The organism is Moheibacter sediminis (genome assembly GCF_900176425.1).
Taxonomy (GTDB): domain Bacteria; phylum Bacteroidota; class Bacteroidia; order Flavobacteriales; family Weeksellaceae; genus Moheibacter; species Moheibacter sediminis.
The window spans coordinates 19070-36725 of record NZ_FWXS01000010.1 but is presented as its reverse complement, the minus strand read 5'-3'; the positions used below and the strand labels follow the sequence as shown (position 1 = coordinate 36725).

Here is a 17656-nt window from a genome sequence, read left to right as displayed (position 1 = left end):
ATTTCTTTTACCTTTAAAGTCCATTAAATCAATAAATTATGAAAAACACCATTGCCATTTTATTTATCCTTGTTGGATTTGCTTCACAAGCTCAATATACCATCGAGCCGATAGAAGGCTAAACGCCACAAATTGGTGTTTTGGTCTCTATGTTAGGTGATTTGAAGAAACGAGTTACGAACAATGTGCAGAAACTGAATCAGGAAGAAACGGATTTTTTGATGGATGCAGAATCGAACCGAATGGGTGCTATCATTCTCCATTTGGCGGCAACTGAAAAGTATTATCAGGTTTATACATTTGAAAATCGGGAGTTTAATGCAGATGAAGCAAAAAAATGGATGCCTGCTTTGGAATTAGGTGAGCCAGCAAGAAATGAGTTCAAAGGAAACCCTATCGATTATTATTTGAAAATCTGGGATGATGTCAGAAATGAAACTTTAGCATTGCTCAAAACCAAAGATGACAAATGGCTCAATTCAAAGATTGAGAATGATAGTCTGATGAATAACCACTGGGCATGGTACCATGTCATGGAACATCAGGCCAATCATATGGGGCAGATTGCGCTCATAAGGAAAAGACTTCCGAAAAAATAAAATGCAAGAGACGGAATCATTTGTTTCTCTTTTTTGTAAAAATTAATTCAAATCAAATTATGGAGCATTATTTAAAACAACTGGAAGATTTGGTCATTTATGGAAAAAAGAAAAGTGATGCAGGTGAGGTAGAATATGATGAGTCTCTCACTTTTGAATCACTGGATGAAGGCAGTGCTGGATTCTTGAAAAGTTTGGAATAGAGAAGCGCGATATCCAATATGTGCATCAATTGGATATTTGATTACTGAAATTGTTAAAATTTTATCATAAATAAACCCGGAATCTTTCGTTTCCGGGCTAAAAATTACAAATGAGAAAATTTACTTTTTGATTATTTTGTAAGAATTCGTTTTTCCTTCTGATACCAATTTGATGATGTAAATTCCTTTGGGTAAAGAAGATATATTCAGCTTTGCTTCTTGTGAATTGAATGACTGATTACTCAAAATTTTACCCGCCAAATCATAAATCTGAACTGAAGAAATGCTAGATTTCCCCGAAATATTTATGATATCAGTTACAGGATTTGGATAAATGCTGAATTGGTTTTGAGTAAAATCAGAAACTGCCATATCTTCAAAAGTCAATTTCCATAATTCATATCCATTTTCATCGTACTTGGCTGTGAAATACAAAGAGTTCCCCAGAGAAGTGAAAAAAGGACTATATGCTAAAGCTCCATTAAAAGGATTTTCTGGATTGGGCATCAGTTTTTGAGTTCCTTCAATCGTTCCGTCTGACTGCCATAACTGGAAATATTCTTCAAAATCGTCGAATGCTCTGAAATAAAGCATTCCGTCAAATTCATAGAAAACAATTGGAGCCTGAGTGGCTCCCATAGATCCTTCTGCGCCAGGGAAAATATCCAGATATAATTGTGTGCCTTCTGATGTACCGTCTGTTGACCAAATCTCAGGACCATGAACTCCGTCATTCAAAGTAAGTAATAATTTTTCGCCATAAATGAAATGTCTAAATTGTGGAATGACACCGTCAGAAGTTCCCGGATTTGCATCTTTCAAAAACTGTGTTCCTTGCTCGGTACCATCTGTTACCCACATTTCTCTTCCTGTTTGTTCTGTATAGGCTGAGAAGAATAATTTATCATTAAACACGATGAAATGTCCAGGCAATGAATTGCCATTTCCTTCAGTCCTGATATCTTTTACCATATAAGTTCCGGCTTGGGTTCCATCTGATGCCCAAAGTTCGATACCATTAATCCCATTATCCGCACTGAAATAAATTTTATCACCAAACGTCACCATTCCAGAAGGATTTGAACTTTCTGCTGTATTGATATCCGCTACAATTTCGGTTCCCGCTGCAGTCCCATCAGAAACCCAAAGTTCGAAACCATGTTGACCGTTTTCATAATCGAAACCATCATTGGCGTTGAAATATATTTTATTATTTAAAATTGCAAAGTTTGAAGGATTTGAACCAAATTCTCCGATGCGCAGATCTGCAACCATCACAGTTCCCCCTTCGGTTCCGTCTGTTTTCCAGAGTTCCGTTCCGTGTACACCGTCTTCTGCTCTGAAATAAAGTCCGTTATTGAATTCAAAAAACTCAAAAGCATATGATCCACTTGTTCCCGGGAAAATATCTTTTAATATCTGTGTTCCTTCAACCGTACCGTCTGAAATCCAAATTTCATTTCCGTTGGCATCATCTGTGGCTGTAAAAAATAGCTTACCGTCAAAAATTCTGAAATTAGAAATATCCGAACCATTTGCTCCCGGATTTATATCTTTAAAAAGATAAGTATCATTACTATCTGTCACCCATAACTCTCTTCCGCTTTCTCCATCTTCAGCGACGAAGAATAATTTTTCATCGAATGAAATCAAATCGGTCGGCATAGAATCGCCCGAAGGATTGATATCCTTTAGCATTTCAAAAACCGGTGTCTGGGCATTTAACTCAAGAAATGAAAATAGTAAAGAGGCTAAAATAAATGTTTTTTTCATGTGTATAATTTGTAGGGCTAAAAGTAGAACGTTAATTCCGGAATGTAGAATTGTAGGCTTTGAGATTCACGAAAATTTCAAGAAAACGAAAACTTTAAAAACATAATTAACTGAATGTGTATCAATTAAAAATTAACTCGATTTTATTTCATAAATCGGTAACAGGTTTCATTTTTCTGATTTTCTGAGATTTTTTCCAAAGAAAATATCCAAGAAATAATATTGAACTTATGAAAATGAAGATAAGAGTTGACAAAACAAGAATGAATTTATTTTCGTTGGAATCATAAATTTCTCTTTTTTCTTCGTTTCTTTTTTTGATGAGCTCATTGACAGATTTGGTGTTATCTGCAAGAACTTTTGACTGCGTAGATTCAAACAAATTTTTATAAAGTAAATGATTCTCAAAATCATCTGTCGCAAGGTAATTATCTGCCAAAAGTTTGTAAATACGATTTTCCATTTCAATTTGTTGAACTTCTTTTGAAAGCATCAGCGCTTCAGACAACATTTCAGTCGAGCCTTTAAAATCTTTTCTAAAATTCTGAATTTCCGCCAAACCAATCAATGCATTGCATTCCAAAGATTTTGCGCCATTTTTGCGTGCATCAGCCAATCCTTTCCAGAAACTGAGTTCCGCAGAATCTTTGTCAATCGACATATAACAAAATCCTTTCTGGTTGTATGCCTGACCTAGATTTGCAACCGCAAATCCATTGCCTTCATCTTTCCGGAATTCGATAATTGCCTTATTGAAATGTTTGATGGCATACTCACAATCGAGGCTTCTTTTGTAAAGAAATCCTTTCAAAAGATTAATGTTCCCTATCAGGTATTTCATCGAATCAGGCAAAGATGCAGTCTGAGAAAGTTTGTCTGCTTTGTCAAGATAATACCATGCTTCGTCGCGCATTTCGATGCGTATGTATTGGTTACCAATAAAACCCAAAGTTCTGATCTGATTTGCATGGTCTTTTGTTTCGGCTGATAAATTGTTGGCTTTGATGGCGAAATCAATTGATTTTTCATATTCGTTCAAAGCAGCATAGCCATTGGCAATTAAAATATAAGATGAGATTTTATAGGAATTTGAAATGTTTTTTCTTTCCAAGATTTCTTCGCCTATCTGAATGGTTTTTTGTGGATTTTTAAAAATAAATGAATTAGCCTCCGCAATCAAACTGTCAATTTCTTTGTTGTTTTGAGCCAATGACAATTGACACAAAACACTAAAAATCAATATAATTACAAATTTTAAATTCCTCATTTTGATTCGTCTTTTGTAATTAACTTGGTGTAAGCCGCAGGCGACAACCCTGTAACTTGCTTAAAAACAGTAGAAAACAAACTGTGTGATGAAAACCCTGCTTCTTCTGCCAAATGGCTGACTTTGTATTTCAGGTAAACAGGATTGTTTCTGAGTTTACCAATTATATAATTGACCCTCAATTCATTGATATAACTGTGGAAATTTTTGTTTTTGTGTGTATTGATGATTTCCGATAGATATTTTGTATTGGTATTTAGATTTTCTGACAAAACGTTGAGCGACATAGATGGGTCGAGGTAATCTTCATTTTGTTCAAATTCTTCTAATTTACTCAATAAAGCATGAATGGTTTTATCCGGAATTACAATCTTCCCAGCTCCTTCCTGAACTTTATTTTCGGCTTCAAGTTTTATTTTTTCCTCTTTTTCTTTGATTAATCTTTCAAAATTATTTTTTCGAAAATTGAGTTTTCGATTCCATAAATAACCGATTGTGAATACTATAAAAATTATACCCACAACAACATACATGATTCTGGTTTGGTTTTCAGATTTCATTTCTAAAATTGCATCTTGTTTCTGATTGATTTTGGTGATAAAAAGAATTCTTGCATTTTCTTTCAAAATACTAACGGAATCATGTAATGCATTTTGAAGATTGTAATGAATCTGATATTGTTTCCAATCTTTGATTTCTTTGTAATTCCGGGCATTTAAAATGTAAATTTCTTCTCTCAGCTGAACATCCTGAATTTTATTAAATGGTTTTAGATTATTTAAAGCTTCAATGGATTGATTGAAATTTCCTTCCGAGAAAAGATTTTTAGATTTTAGAAAAGAAGAATAAGGTTCAATATCTTTAACCTTTTGGGTATAAGATTCTGCCGAATCATTTTTTCCAAGATTATCAGAAATTAAATAAAGTTGCCGCTGGTCAATTCCTAATTTGCTGCAAATTCTGTTGATTAATGAATTGATTTTAGTCTTATTTTTCGAATTTTTAGAGTAACTGGACAGTTCCCATGCTTGAAATAGTTTTTCAATCGCAGTACTGTAATCACCTCTTATCAAATTACTTTCAGTCAAGATGAGCAATGATTTTATTTTATCATTTTCCTGAGTACTGTTTTCAAAAAGAAATTGTGCTATTTTGGCTGATTCAGAAGGTTTTTGGTAAAGCAAATCTTCAGATTTACTGAAAAGCGAATCTGTATCACTGCTATTTTGTGCCTGAATGAATATGCTTAATAAAAATAAAAACGTGAAAGAAATTGATTTCAATCTAAATCTGCTTACTGTCTGTAAAGTTAGTTAAAATAAAAAACCCGAAAGCTTTCACCTTCAGGTTTTAATTATTTCAAATTGTAATTTTATTTCAAGCTATAAAAAATTCTATGAAAATATTTTATATTGATAAATCAACCAAATAATATTTATTGAAGTCAATATAGCTCCAATAATTCTTAAATATTTTCCTTTCAGATGTGGATTTTCTTTGAGTCTAAAATATGAAACTAATGCTGCAATATATCCAATAGGTATAAAGAACATTGGGAGAATCACAAAACCTCCAAGTCCACAAGCAAAAGCAATAACTGCAAATGTATCTGTTTTCCTTTCTTTATAAACCTCAGAATTTATTTCTATGTTCGAATATTTCTTTTTTCTCCAGAAAATAAATCCTACACCGATGATCCAAATTCCTAAGAATGGAACCAATAAATTCGTCATTCTCCAAGATGATTTATCCAGTTGAACTTTGGTTTCATTCAAAGTTGGAATCTCCAATTTTCTGTTCTTTAAATTTAAAAAATCTGTTTCACCCAAAAGGTAATCCACACAATTTAACAAGAAATTCTGGTTATCATAAGAAACCGGGCGCTGGTTTCGGTTATCAGGGCGCATGGAATATTTATCTTCTCCCAAACGCATAGGACGACCGAGCAGCACATGGTTTTTCGCCACATCACCGTCAGAAATGACAATCATTTTCCCATTGGTTGAATTCGCTTTGAAATTAGCAAATTCATTTCTTTCGTAACGCGCGGCATAAGCCGACTGAAAATTTCCTTCCTGCAAAACTGCCAATGGAATTCTGCCCATTTGGTATTCTTCCGAATTAACTTCTGCTACTTCGCCCAATTCAATCAAACTCATCGAAGGTTGTAAAGTGCTGTAAGGCGAAGTTGCCAAAAGAACCGTAGATTTGATATTTGGATTGTCCAAAACTTCAATCGGATTGGCAAATTCAAACCGAACTGAATTTATAGAAGAAGTGATCGCAGTAGAATCTGCCTTAAACCCACGAATAAAATAAGGCCAGGTATAAGTGTTGTAACTCACATTTCCGCTGGTAGTTTCACCATCTGCGAGCACGATTTTTGTTGCTTCCAAATCTTTTATAATTGCAGGAATGATGCGCACTCCGTAATTGAAAAGGAATTCATTTATTTTTAAATCACGCGGAAACGCAACGATTTTCCCGCTTCGGAAAATACTGTCCATTTCAGCGTCCACACCTTCTGTAAGCCACATGGTTTTACCGCCGTTCATAATGTATTGATCGATGACTAATTTGTCCATATCAGAAAAAGGCAATGTTGGTTTTGCAATAATTAATGCATCAAAATGTTTCAATGCTTCCACATCAGATGGCTTCAATGTATAAGATGAATCCTGAATTGGCTGCAAATACACATCTACATTGTAATTGTCTGCCAAAGCACGCCCGAGTCCATCCATATAAATTTGGGATAATTCGTCATGGTGCACCAAAAAGCCAACATTTTTACGATCCACTTGCGTAATTCTTCTGATATCGTCCATGAAAAGATATTCCAACTTTTCGGTGGAAGCGGAAGCCAATTCTTCAAATTTCAAAGCAGGATCATTGACCAAAGTCTCCATCCATAACTGTTTACCGTCATAGTCAACCCGAGCATAAGGATAGATATTTAAAATTCCTTCATCCGTTTTTACGGGAGCAGGAGCAAGTCCGTTGTCTGATAATTCACCTGAGGTAAAATCTTTGGTCGGATTGAGGAATTGATAGGTTATTTTTGGATTGATGTTTCTGAATTCATCCAAAAGGAAAGAAATTTCATTTTTCAAAGTTCTGTAATCACCGGAAAGTTGTCCGCCAAGCAAAACGTTTATCTTGATAGGTTTATCAATTTTCTCCAGAATATTTTTAGTCGTTGGAGTGAGGGTATAGCGTTTGTCTTTGGTCATATCAAAACGCTGAAATACCCATTCAGAAAGAAAGAAAATTCCAACTAAAAGAATAATTAAACCAATTATATTTCTTGTATTTTTTTTCATTATTACTTATAAATTTTAACCACAAAGGGCTCAAAGTTTTCACACAAAGTTCACTAAGATTTAATAAAATTAATATTCTAAATTGCCGTTAATCAATCTTTTCACTCCATTCTTAAATAAAACTGTATTGAAATTAATCAACAATCCTAATTTACACTTTGATAATTTTAAATAAGTCAGAATTTGTGCGACATGAACTTCATTGATTGCTTCTACAGATTTAATTTCAACTATTAATTTATTCTCTACCAACAAATCTACTCTATATCCTATATCTAAATTTCACTTCTTCATAAATTAAAGGAAGTGCTTTTTGCTTTTCTATTTTTAAACCGCAATTTGTCAATTCATAAAATAAACATTCTTCATAAGAGCTTTCCAACAATCCTGCTCCCAATACTTTGTGAACCTTTAATCCACATTCAAAGACAATTTTTGCCAGTTCATTTTCATTCATAGGTTTAAGTTTATAAAAATTCAATCGTGGTCTTAGTGAATTTTCTTTGTGTTCCTTGTGGTTAGGGAAATTATTTTTTCTTTTCTAAATTGTAATTTGTCAGACTCAAAAACAATGCTATGATAATTCCGAAATAAATCAAATCACGTGTGTCGATAATTCCTTTCAGAAATTGATTATAATGCACGTACATTCCTAATTTTTGAATGTAATAATCTGCTCCACCCAATAAATTATAAGACGCCATACTTTCAAACGCATAGAAAAAAAGGAAACATACAAAAACTGCTGAAACATAAGCTACAACTTGGTTTTTGGTAATGGAAGAAGTGAAAATCCCTATCGCAGCATAACTGCTTCCCAATAAAAATAATCCTAAATATCCACTAAAAAATGTTCCATAATCTAAAATCTGAGTTTCTGCGATGAATTGTTCCAAAGTATAAATAAACAAAAGCGTTGGCAGCAAACAAAAAAGTAAAACAAAAATAACCGAAAGGTATTTACCCCAAACGATACCGCAGATTTTGACAGGTTGTGTGAAAAGCCACTGCAAAGTTCCGGTGCTTTCTTCTTCCGCAATCGAACGCATCGTCAATGCCGGAATCAGGAAAAGTAAAATCCAGGGTGCTACGAAAAAGAAACTGCTGAGCGTTGCCGTTCCGATGTTGAATATGTTGAATTCGTTGTCAAAAAACCACAAAAACAAAGTACAAATCAGCGCAAATGCAGACGCACAAACATAAGCCATATAGCCTGTGAAATAATTTGCGAGTTCTTTTTTTAAAATTTTTATCATTTCTTTCTGTTCACTAAACGTACCGTGAGCATGATTAGTACGCCAACCCCTACAAAACTAATCAAAATCCAATACCAATAAGTCATAAATGCACCTTTTAGTATCACGGCAAAGACAATTATAAATAGCAAAAGCGTCGCAACTTCGTTCATCATTCGCAATCGGACAGATTTCATTTTGTAAATGTCTTTTTGGATTTCCTTCAAAGTTTTCCAACTCCATATGTGGTAACCAATCAATAGGAAAACCGCTGTGAGCTTAACGTGCATCCAAGGTTGGGACATCAAAGTGGAATTCATCACCAACATGGTAATTCCGGTAATCAACACGAAAATTCCGGCAGGAACGGTGATGATGTTCCACAAACGTTCTTCCATGAATTTGAATTGTTTGCGAAGCGTCACTTTTTCCCATTCGGGTTTTTCTTCTGTTTCCGTATGGTAGATAAATAGACGGATGATGTAAAAAATTCCGGCAAAATAACTGACCACAAAAATTACGTGAATCGCTTTGATGATGGGGTAAAATTCCATAGCGCGAAGTTAATGATTGCCAAAGATTAAATAAAAAAACATGAAAATAATAAAACAAATAGTTATCAAAAATAATAAAACAATTAGACCATTAAAAATTTTCTGTTTTTTTCCATATTCATTTGAAAGCTCTTCCTTAATATAATTTTTTCCGAATAATTTAAAGAATATAAATCTTATATTTCTTCCTAATGAACCTTCTAAAATAAATCCCGTAAATAATTCGGTTAAAACTTCCCCCATTTGAAATCTCGAAATTTATTCAACACAAAAATACAATCCTTCCTTAATTATTTTTGAAAATATAAAACCTGTCAAACTTTTTATCGCCTGACAGGTTTCATTGCAAAATCAAAATCAACTAAATATCAATTTAATCTTCTTTTTCCTCTGATGTTTCTTCTGTTTCTTCAACTTCCGTTTCCAATTCTTCAGAAACATTTCCTTCTTCGTCCGTGATGGCAACAATTTCGTCGTCGCTCAAGAAACGGATGCTTTTAGCAGCAACTTCGATGATGTCGCCTTTTTCCAAATCTTCAACCAAAGCAAAGAAAACCTCTTTTCCTTTTTTGTCTTCTTCTCTGCCCCAAAGGTGAAACAATCCTAATTTCTTGAACTTTTTGGTTTCTTTCTTTTTAGATTTCTTTTTTTCTACCTTTTTGGTAATGGTGTACTGCACCACTCTCAACTCTTCTCTGTACATAATTTATATAATTTTGGTAAGTACAAATTAATCTTGTTACATTTTAAATTGAGTTAATTAAACTTAAATTTTACCTTCGCCAATATTATCATTAAAACACAAGAAAATTCATCAAAAAAAATGGAAAATAAAAAAGCACTTTCATTTGTTTTCATCATCATTGCTATCATTTTAGGAGCAGCATTGTGGAAGCAATTTGACTTTGAAAACTTAAGATTTGAAAAACCTGCATTGGCAGCCATTTACTTTATCACATTTGCAGTTTCGATTTCATTACTAGTAAGAGATTATAAAAACCGCTCTAAAAATTAACAAAAAATCTATATGAATTTTTCTGTTCAAACCATTCTGGAAAACGAAAACGTAAAACTCATTCCGCTTTGGGAAAATGATTTTGAACGTTTGTATGAAACTGCGTCTGACCCGAAAATCTGGGAACAGCATCCCAACAAAGACCGCTACCAAAGAGAAGTTTTTAAAAATTTCTTCCAAGGTGCGCTGGAAAGCAAGGGTGCTTTTTTGATTTTGGATAAATCTTCCAATGAAATTGCAGGAAGTACGCGTTTTTATGATTTCAATGCTCAGGACAACAGCATTTTTATAGGTTATACTTTTTATGGAACTAAATTTTGGGGAAGCAAAATCAATCCTCAAGTAAAAAAATTGATGTTAGATTACATTTTTCAATTCGTGGATAAGGTAAATTTCCACGTAGGTGCAGAAAACATCCGCTCGCAGAAAGCGATGGAAAGATTAGGAGCAATTAAAAAAGGAGAAATCGACGTTGCCTATTACGGCGAAGGCATCCGCAGGAATTTCTGGTATGTAATTGACAAGCCGTTTAGGTAATTTAATCGAACTCAACATTGACCAAGTCGCCCTTTTTCAAACCATAAAGCGTGCTGGCAGCTCCCACAGTTTGCGGATTGCTTTTGTAGATAGCGATTTCCAAAAATCCCGATGAACCAAACAGTGCCAAACCTTTGCCATAATTTTCTTCTTCACGCTCAAAATCCTTTACGATTTGGTTGTAATTCGTGTAAATTTCAGTGAATTCCTGGTTGCGGAACCACACGCGCGCATTTCTTTTTTTGCCGATTTGGTCAAAAATCTTCTCGGAAATATTGGTAATGACATTTCCATAATTGTCGATGTAAATGACCGTTCCGTTGATTGTTTTGTTTTCTTTGATGACCGGTTTCAACAATGATAATTCTTTGAATTGTTTCAAACGCTGTCCTACGACTGACAATTTGCCACCCCGCGCCAAATGACATGCCACCGGAACGAAAATGTCACGCGTCGGGAATACCGTCTCTGCCTGCGCTTGCGGAATTGTAATTTCCACCAATTCCCTGGGAGCGACATCTGCACAAATGAGTGACAAAATGCCATTGTCAGACCCAATGAAATAATGCTCATCGATGTAAGCTGCAATCGGTTTTTTGAGCGGATTGATGAGCGTATCAACACCTACGATGTGAATGGTTTCTTTAGGGAAATCTTTGTAAGCACTTTTGAGGATGAATGCGGCTTCTGCGATGTCAAAAGGGCTGACTTCATGTGATAAATCTACTACTACAGCATCGGACAACTCACTGTAAATTCTTCCTTTTACAGCAGCTACCAACGGATCTTTAATTCCAAAATCTGTAGTTAAAGTTATGATAGGCATTATTTTTGGATTCCAGCAAACAAATATATTGCGTATTTTTGTAGGAATCGAATTTAAACACAAGACATTTGACAGAATTAAATTTAGAACTCGCCGACGTAAACGTTCAGGAATTTTACGGAGCCAACAATGAAAACTTCAAACTACTCAAAACCCATTTTCCCAAACTAAAAATCGTGGGACGCGGAAAACAGGTTTCAGCTGTGGGAAATGAAGATTTACTGAAAGAATTTTCGACCAAAATTTCTCAAATTATCAACCATATTCAACATTACAATAAATTGAATGAAAAAGAAATGGAAACCATTTTGGAATCTGAAAATTCAAATCAACAAGCAAGGATACATTCCAACGAAGTTTTGGTGCATGGCGTTAATGGAAAGCTGGTAAAAGCAATGACTGCCGGACAACAAAAACTGGTAGATACTGTCCGCAAAAATGATATGGTTTTCGCTGTAGGACCAGCCGGAACGGGAAAAACTTACACTGGAGTCGCATTGGCAGTTCAGGCTTTGAAAAATAAAGAAGTCCGCAGAATTATCCTGACACGACCTGCAGTTGAAGCCGGAGAAAGTTTAGGTTTTTTACCGGGCGATTTGAAGGAAAAGTTAGATCCATACTTACAACCGCTTTATGATGCGCTAAAGGATATGATTCATTTTGAAAAATTGGAATCTTATCTAGAAAAGGGAATCATAGAAGTTGCACCATTGGCATTCATGCGCGGACGAACGCTGGATGAAGCTTTTGTTATTTTGGATGAAGCGCAGAATACGACACATTCGCAAATGAAAATGTTCCTGACAAGGATGGGAAAACATGCCAAATTCATCATCACAGGTGACCCCGACCAAATCGATTTACCACCAAAACAAAAATCCGGATTGAAAGAAGCAATGTCCATTTTAGATGATGTGGAAGGAATCGGAATGGTGATTTTAACGGAAAAAGATGTGGTTAGACATAAATTGGTAGGAAGAATTTTACATGCCTATAAGAAGTTGGATAGTCTGTGATGAATATCCAAAAACTACAGGAAGGAGATTTTTACAAAACCCCGGAAGGCTATATTGTTTTCACGGAACAATATCATCTACGTCGTGGTTACTGCTGCAAAAGTGGTTGCCGCCATTGCCCTTATGGTTATGATAAAAAGACGGATACTTTTAAAAAAGCTAAATAAGAATCTGCTGCTTTTCATTCCCTATAAAATCGTACAATTTATTCCCCCGCTAAACCAACGCCCGGGCATAGGAATCAGGTTGGTTTCCGTATAATTGGTATTCAAAAGATTATTTGACTGTAAAAATACATCCCAGCGATTGTTGCTCCATTTCAGCTTCGCATCCAGTAAATGATAGTCATCCAATGACACACGATAATTATACCTGTAAGCCCATTCCAATGAGATGTTTTTGATAAGATTATGATTAAGCTTAGCGGTAAACTGATGTTTCAAATTATCTAAAACATAGCGGGAGATAAGTCCTTCAGTATCCTTAAACTCATTGTCAAGGTAAGTATAACCGAATGACAAATGATTTAAAAAACTATTAAAAAAGCGATAGTCTGCAAATACTTCTAAGCCGTTAGTTTTAACCTCAGCAACATTAACCGGCTTCCATTTATCTTCTTCATTTTGTTTTATCCAATCAATTAAATTTTTATTTTCTCTTCTGAAAAAATTCAAATCAAATGAAATATTTTTACGCGTAAACTTATATCCTATTTCATAAGAAAGGGCTTCTTCCGGTTTCAGATAAGGATTTCCTTTATTTGCTGGATCTTCATAATAAAGATCTGTGTAGGTCGGTGTTCTGTATGTTTTTCCTGAATTTGCATAAATCCGGTTAAATGAATTAATTGAATATCCTATATCAATTCCTGGATAAAAAAATGAACCGAAATCATTATAATCAGCCAACATGGCTCCCGGAGTGATGCTTAATCTTTGACCGAACAACTCGAAACGGTGTTCCAAAAATACCGATAAAGAATTTCTGCTCCAATCACCCAAGTTATTGCTGCTCAAATATTCCTCTCTTAATTCCATCCCTATACCGGTGACACCTACCCTACTCTTATAAGTAGCATTCAAAGCACCTCCTAAAGTATTTCCAATATGCATATTTCGGTAAATAGATGGATCTCTCCGTACAAAAACATACATATCCTCATGCCTTCTCCAATAAATGCCTGGTTTAATTTCCAATTGGTCAAAACTTAAATTCGCCTGTAAGTTGACGAGTGAACTTTGTATTTCCTCATATTGTTCCGTTGCGGCCGGTGTAGCGTAAAAACCATTTGCTCCAAATTTTTTCTCCAGAAAACCGGCTTGTAAACTCAGAGAATGTTTGCCGATTCTAAGTTCATTCTGATACCAAAAATCTGTCTTCTTACTATCCGTATTGTGCCGATAGCCATCAGTTTGGAAATAATTACTTTGAATAGATTGTTTAAAATTCGAGCCTCCACTTTGAATATTTGTATTAACACCAAAAGAACCATATTCTCCGCTGGTCATTCCTAAATTCAAAGATGAATCACTATTCAGCCGGGTTATAATATTAATTACTCCGGTAAAAGCATTTTGTCCGAATCTTCTTGCAGATGGCCCCTTTATAATTTCAATTCTTTCTACCGAATTTAAATTGACCGGAATATTCATTGAATGATGACCTGTTTGTACATCACTCATGCGGGTTCCATTTACCAGAATTAAAACTTGTTCAAAAGAACCTCCCCGCAATGAAACATCTGCCTGTACTCCATTTATACCTCTATGGCGGACATCTATTCCTGCTTGATGTGCCAAAAGTTCTTCTATAGAATTGACAGGTGATTTTTGGATATCTTTCTGTGTTATTATAACAACACTTCTGTCAGTTTGTGACAAAGGAACGGAAATTCTGTTATCGCTAATAATTATTTCCGGAAGTGGATATTGCTCTGATTGAGCATTTCCAATGTTCCATAATATGTATAAAAAATAGATTATATTTCTCATTTCGGTTAATAGTTTGGCTGACAAATATAAAACTAAGGAAGGAATGAGAAATATCTTTTTTCTTATTAAATAAAAAAATCCCGTCATTGCTGACGGGATCCTCTCTACTAAAACTTAAGTACCATGAAAACTCAACTACCTTATGAAAAGAATAGTACTTACTTTATTATTTACAAAGTCTGTGCCAAAAAAATAGGGCGTCATACTTTTCGTTCTTAACGTTATGTTAAAGTACATATTTATTTTCCTTAATGAGGAATTCTGCCACTTCAGTCTTTAATTTTACCACATTTGGGTATTCATTGTAGCGTGTAAATCTTCTTAAACCTGACAACATCATTCGCTGTTCATCACCTTCTGTAAATGACACGATACCTGACAAACCTTTGTTTTTGATTTTTTCTACCGAATCAAATAATTGTAATTGTGCGAGTTTAATTGCCAACTCAGAGGAAGCTCCGGGATTCTCTTTGCTCAACTTTTCCGCTCTCAATACGGTGCTTTCTGTCATGTAAACTTCAATCAATATTTCAGCGGCACTGATAATTAATTGCTGATGTTTTTCCAAGTCCGCTCCGAATTTCTGCAACGCTGAACCTGCCACCATGAAAAATGCTTTTTTCAGGTTTGTCAGTATTTCTTTTTCCTGCGCCAATGTTTCAGAATAATCCGGCACATCACACGAAGGAATGCTCATCAACTCCTCACCCACTTTCATAGCAGGTGACATCAAATCGATTTTTCCTTGAAACGCCCTTTTCACCAACATACTTACTGACAAAAGACGGTTGATTTCGTTCGTCCCTTCATAAATCCTCGAAATGCGTGCATCTCTCCAAGCCGCTTCCATAGGCATTTCTTTCGAATAGCCCATTCCGCCGTAGATTTGAATTCCTTCGTCTGAAGTAAATTGTGCAGCTTCGGATGCAAACACTTTGACAATCGAAGCTTCGATTGCATATTCTTCAATTCCTTTCAATTCTGCTTCATTATGTGACATACCTTTGGCAATGTTGTCAGCAATTGCATCTTCGATGTTTTTGGCAGGACGATAAGAACCTGATTCTGAAGCAAAAGTTTTGGTCGCCATTTCAGCTATTTTTTGCTGAACTGCACCAAAACTCGAAATCGAAACACCAAATTGTTTTCTTTCGTTGGCATAATTAATGGCATTAGAAGTAATTCTTCTTTGCGCATCCAGACAGGCTGCACCTAATTTAATCCTACCAACATTCAAAGCATTCATCGCAATTTTAAAACCTTTGTTTCTTTCACCCAAAAGATTTTCAACCGGTACTTTCACATCATTAAAAAACACTTGACGCGTCGATGAAGAAACAATTCCTAATTTATCTTCTTCTTCACCCAAAGAGAAACCTTCACCAGCCTGAGATTTCTCAACAAGGAAAGCTGTGATGTTTTCATCTTCGTCAATTCTTGCAAAAACTATGAACAATTCTGCAAAACCGGCATTCGTAATCCACATTTTCTGACCTGTCAGGTGATAGAACTTCCCATCATCTGACAATTTGGCTTTTGCCTTTCCGGAATTCGCATCAGAACCGGCATCCGGCTCTGTCAGTGCATAAGATGCAAACCATTCGCCCGTCGCTAATTTTGGCAGGTATTTCTTTTTTTGTTCTTCCGTTCCATAAAGTGTAATCGGCATAGTTCCTATTCCGGTATGTGCACCGTAAGCCGTCGCTAGAGAGCCTGTCGCTCCTGAAATATAATCACAAACCAACATCGTGGTAACGAATCCCATTCCCAATCCGCCATATTCTTCAGGAACCGAAATTCCTAAAAATCCAAGTTCGCCTAACTTTTTCATCAAATCTTCAATCAAAGCATAATCCTTCTTTTCAATCTGGTGTTTTTTCGGCCAAACTTCTCTGTCTATAAATTCTTTTGCAGATTCGAGCATCATTTTTTGCTCTTCACTAAAATCTTCTGGCGTGAAGATGTTATCCCAAGTCAAATCTTTGACTAAAAATTCTCCACCGATTAATCTATTATTGCTCATTGTATATTGTTATTTTAAATTAATTTCTTTGCAAAACTCGAATTTCGAACTTCGAGTCTAGGTTATAGTAATTCAAACACAGAAGCCGCTCCCTGCCCAGTTCCGACACACATAGAAACGATTCCGTATTTGCTTTTCCTTTGTTTCATTTCATCTAAAAGTTGAACTGTGAGTTTTGTTCCGGTACAACCGAGCGGATGCCCCAGCGCAATCGCCCCACCATTCACATTGACGATTTCAGGATTTAATTCTAAACCTCTGAGAATTGCTAAAGATTGCGAAGCAAACGCTTCATTCAATTCAATCAAATCAATATCAGATTGTTTCAAGCCAGCTTGTTCCAAAGCTTTTGGAATCGCGTACAAAGGTCCGATTCCCATGATTCTTGGCGGAACGCCGACCGTAGCATAGGAAACTAATCTTGCAACTGGTTCCAGATTTAATTCTTTCACCATTTCTTCTGACATTACCAAAACAAATGCGGCTCCGTCTGACATCTGTGAAGAATTTCCTGCCGTAACGCTTCCACCATTTGCGAAAACAGGTTTTAATTTCGCCAAAACTTCCAATGAAGTATCTGCACGCGGACCTTCATCTTGTTGGAAAGTTATTTTTTTAGTTTGAATTTTTTCTTTTTCATCGAGCGTATTCATTTCCACATCAATCGGAACAATTTGATTCTGAAATCTTCCGGTCTGAAGGGCGTTGACTGCCTTCTGATGGGAATTATATGCAAATAAATCCTGGTCTTCCCGGGAAACGTTAAATTCATTGGCAACCGCTTCCGCAGTAAGTCCCATTCCCCAATAATAATCTGCATTATTTTTTGCGACATCGGTGTCGGGAATCGGTTTATATCCTCCCATGGGGATGTATGACATGCTTTCCGCGCCACCCGCAATGATACAATCTGCCATTCCCGTTCGGATTTTCGCCGAAGCAATCGCAATCGCCTCCGAACCCGAAGCACAATAACGATTCACGGTCACGCCTGGCACTTTGTCCGTATTCAATCCCATCAGAGAAATCAATCTCGCCATGTTCAAACCTTGTTCGGCTTCAGGCATGGCGCAGCCCACGATGACGTCGTCGATGCGGTTTTGATCTAAATTCGGAACGTCCTGCATCAATCTTTCGATTACTTTCGCCGCCAATTCGTCGGGGCGGGTGAATCGTAAAGTTCCGCGAGGCGCTTTCCCCACTGCACTTCTGTATCCTGTTACTATATATGCGTCTTTCATTATTTTAAATTTTTAATTATAAATTTTAAATGGATTATGTTTTCATTTAAAAT

At 35.7% G+C, this 17656-nt stretch carries 19 protein-coding genes; 6 read left to right on the top strand and 13 right to left on the bottom strand.

Features of this window, described 5'->3' with window-relative positions:
• The first annotated feature begins 149 nt into the window (after window positions 1-149).
• Together B8977_RS13235 and B8977_RS15130 are read left to right on the top strand one after the other, a co-directional pair.
• Entirely contained in the window at window positions 150-599 is a 450-nt protein-coding gene (locus tag B8977_RS13235) for a mycothiol transferase (RefSeq protein WP_262494085.1), read from the top strand.
• Window positions 600-658: 59 nt separating this feature from the next.
• A complete protein-coding gene (locus B8977_RS15130; protein ID WP_159447502.1) occupies window positions 659-802 on the top strand; it encodes a hypothetical protein in 144 nt (47 codons plus the stop codon).
• A gap of 120 nt (window positions 803-922) precedes the next feature.
• Here B8977_RS15130 and B8977_RS13230 read toward each other — a convergent pair whose 3' ends face one another.
• From B8977_RS13230 to B8977_RS13190, 9 genes are all read right to left on the bottom strand, one after another.
• Window positions 923-2575, bottom strand: coding sequence for an ELWxxDGT repeat protein (locus tag B8977_RS13230; protein ID WP_084018369.1), 1653 nt, complete (start codon window positions 2573-2575; stop codon window positions 923-925).
• Window positions 2576-2723: 148 nt separating this feature from the next.
• Window positions 2724-3842 (bottom strand): hypothetical protein, encoded by a 1119-nt coding sequence (locus tag B8977_RS13225; RefSeq protein WP_084018366.1) that lies wholly within the window; start codon window positions 3840-3842, stop codon window positions 2724-2726.
• Window positions 3839-5125, bottom strand: a complete 1287-nt coding sequence (locus B8977_RS13220) for a helix-turn-helix domain-containing protein (protein ID WP_084018363.1) — start codon at window positions 5123-5125, stop codon at window positions 3839-3841. The genes B8977_RS13225 and B8977_RS13220 overlap by 4 nt, the downstream gene beginning before the upstream one ends.
• 111 nt (window positions 5126-5236) lie before the next feature.
• Entirely contained in the window at window positions 5237-7165 is a 1929-nt protein-coding gene (gene gldG / locus B8977_RS13215; protein ID WP_084018360.1) for a gliding motility-associated ABC transporter substrate-binding protein GldG, read from the bottom strand.
• Window positions 7166-7234: 69 nt separating this feature from the next.
• Entirely contained in the window at window positions 7235-7417 is a 183-nt protein-coding gene (locus B8977_RS15310; RefSeq protein WP_317043215.1) for a GxxExxY protein, read from the bottom strand.
• A gap of 10 nt (window positions 7418-7427) precedes the next feature.
• Window positions 7428-7622 carry a GxxExxY protein gene (locus B8977_RS15305; protein WP_317043214.1) on the bottom strand — a complete coding sequence of 65 codons (195 nt, stop codon included), beginning with the start codon at window positions 7620-7622 and terminating at the stop codon, window positions 7428-7430.
• A gap of 70 nt (window positions 7623-7692) precedes the next feature.
• Entirely contained in the window at window positions 7693-8421 is a 729-nt protein-coding gene (locus B8977_RS13205; RefSeq protein ID WP_084018357.1) for an ABC transporter permease subunit, read from the bottom strand.
• Window positions 8418-8954: a CopD family protein gene (locus B8977_RS13200; RefSeq protein WP_084018354.1), complete on the bottom strand. Its 537-nt coding sequence runs from the start codon at window positions 8952-8954 to the stop codon at window positions 8418-8420. The genes B8977_RS13205 and B8977_RS13200 overlap by 4 nt, the downstream gene beginning before the upstream one ends.
• A gap of 373 nt (window positions 8955-9327) precedes the next feature.
• On the bottom strand, window positions 9328-9657 hold the full coding sequence (locus tag B8977_RS13190) for a hypothetical protein (RefSeq protein ID WP_084018347.1): 330 nt from the start codon (window positions 9655-9657) through the stop codon (window positions 9328-9330).
• Window positions 9658-9777: 120 nt separating this feature from the next.
• Here B8977_RS13190 and B8977_RS13185 point away from each other — a divergent pair, with 120 nt between their 5' ends.
• Window positions 9778-9969, top strand: coding sequence for a hypothetical protein (locus tag B8977_RS13185; RefSeq protein ID WP_084018344.1), 192 nt, complete (start codon window positions 9778-9780; stop codon window positions 9967-9969).
• A 12-nt stretch (window positions 9970-9981) separates the two neighbouring features.
• Complete coding sequence (locus B8977_RS13180; RefSeq protein ID WP_084018341.1) at window positions 9982-10506, top strand: GNAT family N-acetyltransferase; 525 nt, start codon at window positions 9982-9984, stop codon at window positions 10504-10506.
• A gap of 1 nt (window position 10507) precedes the next feature.
• Here the strand turns inward: B8977_RS13180 and B8977_RS13175 are convergent, their stop codons facing one another.
• On the bottom strand, window positions 10508-11332 hold the full coding sequence (locus tag B8977_RS13175) for an SAM hydrolase/SAM-dependent halogenase family protein (protein ID WP_084018338.1): 825 nt from the start codon (window positions 11330-11332) through the stop codon (window positions 10508-10510).
• Between the two features lie 68 nt (window positions 11333-11400).
• On the opposite strand from B8977_RS13175, the gene B8977_RS13170 reads away from it, so the two are divergent.
• The gene (locus B8977_RS13170) at window positions 11401-12348 is read left to right on the top strand and encodes a PhoH family protein (protein WP_084018335.1); all 948 of its coding nucleotides are present in this window, start codon (window positions 11401-11403) and stop codon (window positions 12346-12348) included.
• Window positions 12348-12515, top strand: a complete 168-nt coding sequence (locus tag B8977_RS15125; protein WP_159447501.1) for a C1orf53 family protein — start codon at window positions 12348-12350, stop codon at window positions 12513-12515. The genes B8977_RS13170 and B8977_RS15125 overlap by 1 nt, the downstream gene beginning before the upstream one ends.
• Before the next feature lie 21 nt (window positions 12516-12536).
• On the opposite strand, the gene B8977_RS13165 is transcribed toward B8977_RS15125, so the two are convergent.
• The 3 genes from B8977_RS13165 to B8977_RS13155 form a co-directional block, all read right to left on the bottom strand.
• Window positions 12537-14339 carry a TonB-dependent receptor plug domain-containing protein gene (locus tag B8977_RS13165; RefSeq protein WP_159447500.1) on the bottom strand — a complete coding sequence of 601 codons (1803 nt, stop codon included), beginning with the start codon at window positions 14337-14339 and terminating at the stop codon, window positions 12537-12539.
• A 226-nt stretch (window positions 14340-14565) separates the two neighbouring features.
• Entirely contained in the window at window positions 14566-16362 is a 1797-nt protein-coding gene (locus B8977_RS13160; protein WP_084018329.1) for an acyl-CoA dehydrogenase family protein, read from the bottom strand.
• A gap of 62 nt (window positions 16363-16424) precedes the next feature.
• A complete protein-coding gene (locus tag B8977_RS13155; protein ID WP_084018326.1) occupies window positions 16425-17603 on the bottom strand; it encodes an acetyl-CoA C-acyltransferase in 1179 nt (392 codons plus the stop codon).
• Window positions 17604-17656 lie beyond the last annotated feature (53 nt).